Annotated in this window: 2 tRNA genes and 3 rRNA genes; all 5 read right to left on the bottom strand. The window is 51.8% G+C overall.

What is annotated here, in order from left to right:
• Window positions 1-11 precede the first annotated feature (11 nt).
• A 5S ribosomal RNA gene (rrf, locus tag IEG05_RS22770) occupies window positions 12-127 on the bottom strand.
• Window positions 128-260: 133 nt separating this feature from the next.
• A 23S ribosomal RNA gene (locus tag IEG05_RS22765) occupies window positions 261-3,151 on the bottom strand.
• 253 nt (window positions 3,152-3,404) lie between these two features.
• Window positions 3,405-3,480: transfer RNA gene (locus IEG05_RS22760), tRNA-Ala, on the bottom strand.
• A gap of 30 nt (window positions 3,481-3,510) precedes the next feature.
• Window positions 3,511-3,587 (bottom strand) — tRNA-Ile (locus tag IEG05_RS22755).
• Between the two features lie 91 nt (window positions 3,588-3,678).
• Window positions 3,679-5,215, bottom strand: a 16S ribosomal RNA gene (locus IEG05_RS22750).
• The 16S, 23S and 5S rRNA genes sit together here with 2 tRNA genes alongside, the layout of an rRNA operon.
• Window positions 5,216-5,413: the final 198 nt, after the last annotated feature.

The following is a 5,413-nucleotide window of genomic DNA, read 5'->3' as shown; positions in this document are numbered from 1 at the left end:
TTGGGAAAGGAGCTTGACGATGACCTACTCTCACATGGGGAGACCCCACACTACCATCGGCGATGCGTCGTTTCACTACTGAGTTCGGGAAGGGATCAGGTGGTTCCAACGCTCTATGGTCGTCAAGCAATTCAGTTGCTGCCTCGGGGTTTAGCCGCTGCAGCCAATCGGGTATGTGATGAATTGGTATTGCGTGTTCGTGCAGATTTTCGGTCTGTTTGTCGACTTTCCGTCTAACAGCCAAATTGTTTGGGTGTTATATGGTCAAGCCTCACGGGCAATTAGTATTGGTTAGCTCAACGCCTCACAGCGCTTACACACCCAACCTATCAACGTCGTAGTCTTCGACGGCCCTTCAGGGAGCTCAAGGCTCCAGTGAGATCTCATCTTGAGGCAAGTTTCCCGCTTAGATGCTTTCAGCGGTTATCTCTTCCGAACGTAGCTACCCGGCAATGCCACTGGCGTGACAACCGGAACACCAGAGGTTCGTCCACTCCGGTCCTCTCGTACTAGGAGCAGCCCCTCTCAAATCTCAAACGTCCACGGCAGATAGGGACCGAACTGTCTCACGACGTTCTAAACCCAGCTCGCGTACCACTTTAAATGGCGAACAGCCATACCCTTGGGACCGGCTTCAGCCCCAGGATGTGATGAGCCGACATCGAGGTGCCAAACACCGCCGTCGATATGAACTCTTGGGCGGTATCAGCCTGTTATCCCCGGAGTACCTTTTATCCGTTGAGCGATGGCCCTTCCATACAGAACCACCGGATCACTAAGACCTACTTTCGTACCTGCTCGACGTGTCTGTCTCGCAGTCAAGCGCGCTTTTGCCTTTATACTCTACGACCGATTTCCGACCGGTCTGAGCGCACCTTCGTACTCCTCCGTTACTCTTTAGGAGGAGACCGCCCCAGTCAAACTACCCACCATACACTGTCCTCGATCCGGATAACGGACCAGAGTTAGAACCTCAAAGTTGCCAGGGTGGTATTTCAAGGATGGCTCCACGCGAACTGGCGTCCACGCTTCAAAGCCTCCCACCTATCCTACACAAGCAAATTCAAAGTCCAGTGCAAAGCTATAGTAAAGGTTCACGGGGTCTTTCCGTCTAGCCGCGGATACACTGCATCTTCACAGCGATTTCAATTTCACTGAGTCTCGGGTGGAGACAGCGCCGCCATCGTTACGCCATTCGTGCAGGTCGGAACTTACCCGACAAGGAATTTCGCTACCTTAGGACCGTTATAGTTACGGCCGCCGTTTACCGGGGCTTCGATCAAGAGCTTCGCTTGCGCTAACCCCATCAATTAACCTTCCGGCACCGGGCAGGCGTCACACCCTATACGTCCACTTTCGTGTTTGCAGAGTGCTGTGTTTTTAATAAACAGTCGCAGCGGCCTGGTATCTTCGACCGGCATGGGCTTACGTAGTAAATACTTCACCCTCACCGGCGCACCTTCTCCCGAAGTTACGGTGCCATTTTGCCTAGTTCCTTCACCCGAGTTCTCTCAAGCGCCTTGGTATTCTCTACCCAACCACCTGTGTCGGTTTGGGGTACGGTTCCTAGTTACCTGAAGCTTAGAGGCTTTTCCTGGAAGCATGGCATCAACCACTTCGCTTTCTAAAAGAAAGCTCGTCATCAGCTCTCGGCATTAAGATCCCGGATTTACCTAAGATCTCTGCCTACCACCTTAAACAAGGACAACCAACGCCTTGCTGGCCTAGCCTTCTCCGTCCCCCCATCGCAGTAACTAGAAGTACGGGAATATTAACCCGTTTCCCATCGACTACGCTCTTCAGCCTCGCCTTAGGGACCGACTCACCCTGCGTCGATTAACGTTGCGCAGGAACCCTTGGTCTTTCGGCGTGCGAGTTTTTCACTCGCATTGTCGTTACTCATGTCAGCATTCGCACTTCTGATACCTCCAGCCAGCTTCTCAACTGACCTTCACAGGCTTACAGAACGCTCCTCTACCGCTCAACTTGCGTTGAACCCGTAGCTTCGGTACCTGGTTTGAGCCCCGTTACATCTTCCGCGCAGGCCGACTCGACTAGTGAGCTATTACGCTTTCTTTAAAGGGTGGCTGCTTCTAAGCCAACCTCCTAGCTGTCTAAGCCTTCCCACATCGTTTCCCACTTAACCAGGATTTTGGGACCTTAGCTGACGGTCTGGGTTGTTTCCCTTTTCACGACGGACGTTAGCACCCGCCGTGTGTCTCCCGTGCTGACACTTGCTGGTATTCGGAGTTTGCATCGGTTTGGTAAGTCGGGATGACCCCCTAGCCGAAACAGTGCTCTACCCCCAGCAGTGATACACGAGGCGCTACCTAAATAGCTTTCGAGGAGAACCAGCTATCTCCGAGCTTGATTAGCCTTTCACTCCGATCCACAGGTCATCCGCTAACTTTTCAACGGTAGTCGGTTCGGTCCTCCAGTCAGTGTTACCTAACCTTCAACCTGCCCATGGATAGATCGCCCGGTTTCGGGTCTATTCCCAGCGACTAGACGCCCTATTAAGACTCGCTTTCGCTACGCCTCCCCTATTCGGTTAAGCTCGCCACTGAAAATAAGTCGCTGACCCATTATACAAAAGGTACGCAGTCACCTAACAAAGTAGGCTCCCACTGCTTGTACGCATACGGTTTCAGGTTCTATTTCACTCCCCTCTCCGGGGTTCTTTTCGCCTTTCCCTCACGGTACTGGTTCACTATCGGTCAGTCAGTAGTATTTAGCCTTGGAGGATGGTCCCCCCATATTCAGACAAAGTTTCTCGTGCTCCGTCCTACTCGATTTCACTTCTAAGACCTTTTCGCGTACAGGGCTATCACCCACTATGGCCGCACTTTCCAGAGCGTTCCGCTAAAATCAAAGAAGCTTAAGGGCTAATCCCCGTTCGCTCGCCACTACTAAGGGAATCTCGGTTGATTTCTTTTCCTCAGGGTACTTAGATGTTTCAGTTCCCCTGGTTCGCCTCACACACCTATGTATTCAGTGTGTGATAACCATCTTATGATGGCTGGGTTCCCCCATTCAGACATCTCCGGATCAAAGTCTGTTTGCCGACTCCCCGAAGCTTTTCGCAGGCTACCACGTCTTTCATCGCCTCTGACTGCCAAGGCATCCACCGTATGCGCTTCTTCACTTGACCATATAACCCCAAGCAATCTGGTTACTGTCTATAACGTGAAGACGACATTCGCCGAAAATTTGCATAGAGAACACGCAAATTTTACCTTGACTTGAATAATCACCAGTGAAAGTGACCACTCAAATCTACTTCTATCACATACCCAAATTTTTAAAGAACAGTTCTGGCGCAAAGACCAGAAATCAATACCCTCACACATCACAGGATGCGCAAGCAGCACTCATTTCTGAGCTTTCAGCGATTTTCGAGTTAATGGTGGAGCCAAGCGGGATCGAACCGCTGACCTCCTGCGTGCAAAGCAGGCGCTCTCCCAGCTGAGCTATGGCCCCATCTACAGATCGGCCACATCCCATGACAATTGGTGGGTCTGGGCAGATTCGAACTGCCGACCTCACCCTTATCAGGGGTGCGCTCTAACCAACTGAGCTACAGACCCAATCGTCTCTCTCGGGTCGAAACCCAATCGCTTTTCGCTAGTGAATCAAGCAATTCGTGTGGGAGCTTATGAAGAAGCTGAAGTCTTCGATTAAGGAGGTGATCCAGCCGCAGGTTCCCCTACGGCTACCTTGTTACGACTTCACCCCAGTCATGAATCACTCCGTGGTAACCGTCCCCCCGAAGGTTAGACTAGCTACTTCTGGAGCAACCCACTCCCATGGTGTGACGGGCGGTGTGTACAAGGCCCGGGAACGTATTCACCGTGACATTCTGATTCACGATTACTAGCGATTCCGACTTCACGCAGTCGAGTTGCAGACTGCGATCCGGACTACGATCGGTTTTATGGGATTAGCTCCACCTCGCGGCTTGGCAACCCTTTGTACCGACCATTGTAGCACGTGTGTAGCCCAGGCCGTAAGGGCCATGATGACTTGACGTCATCCCCACCTTCCTCCGGTTTGTCACCGGCAGTCTCCTTAGAGTGCCCACCTTAACGTGCTGGTAACTAAGGACAAGGGTTGCGCTCGTTACGGGACTTAACCCAACATCTCACGACACGAGCTGACGACAGCCATGCAGCACCTGTGTCAGAGTTCCCGAAGGCACCAATCCATCTCTGGAAAGTTCTCTGCATGTCAAGGCCTGGTAAGGTTCTTCGCGTTGCTTCGAATTAAACCACATGCTCCACCGCTTGTGCGGGCCCCCGTCAATTCATTTGAGTTTTAACCTTGCGGCCGTACTCCCCAGGCGGTCGACTTAATGCGTTAGCTGCGCCACTAAGATCTCAAGGATCCCAACGGCTAGTCGACATCGTTTACGGCGTGGACTACCAGGGTATCTAATCCTGTTTGCTCCCCACGCTTTCGCACCTCAGTGTCAGTATTAGCCCAGGTGGTCGCCTTCGCCACTGGTGTTCCTTCCTATATCTACGCATTTCACCGCTACACAGGAAATTCCACCACCCTCTGCCATACTCTAGCTTGCCAGTTTTGGATGCAGTTCCCAGGTTGAGCCCGGGGCTTTCACATTCAACTTAACAAACCACCTACGCGCGCTTTACGCCCAGTAATTCCGATTAACGCTTGCACCCTTCGTATTACCGCGGCTGCTGGCACGAAGTTAGCCGGTGCTTATTCTGTCGGTAACGTCAAAACACTAACGTATTAGGTTAATGCCCTTCCTCCCAACTTAAAGTGCTTTACAATCCGAAGACCTTCTTCACACACGCGGCATGGCTGGATCAGGCTTTCGCCCATTGTCCAATATTCCCCACTGCTGCCTCCCGTAGGAGTCTGGACCGTGTCTCAGTTCCAGTGTGACTGATCATCCTCTCAGACCAGTTACGGATCGTCGCCTTGGTGAGCCGTTACCTCACCAACTAGCTAATCCGACCTAGGCTCATCTGATAGCGCAAGGCCCGAAGGTCCCCTGCTTTCTCCCGTAGGACGTATGCGGTATTAGCGTTCCTTTCGAAACGTTGTCCCCCACTATCAGGCAGATTCCTAGGCATTACTCACCCGTCCGCCGCTGAATCAGAGAGCAAGCTCTCTTCATCCGCTCGACTTGCATGTGTTAGGCCTGCCGCCAGCGTTCAATCTGAGCCATGATCAAACTCTTCAGTTCAATACTGCTTGGGTTTTGAGAAAACCCTAAACTTGGCTCAGCAATCGCAAATCTCTTTACAAGTAAAGAGTAACTCTCGAATAAACGAGTGTTGCTTTGTGATGCTGATAATCTATCTGACCATCAGTCTTACATTCACAAGCACCCACACGAATTGCTTGATTCAGTTGTTAAAGAGCGTTTCGATCAAGTCTTTCG

Origin of the sequence: Stutzerimonas kunmingensis (assembly GCF_014764705.1) — a bacterium.
In the GTDB taxonomy this organism is placed as follows: Bacteria; Pseudomonadota; Gammaproteobacteria; order Pseudomonadales; family Pseudomonadaceae; genus Stutzerimonas.
The sequence above is the reverse complement of the archived record's forward strand: the minus strand, read 5'-3'. Positions and strand labels throughout refer to the sequence as shown.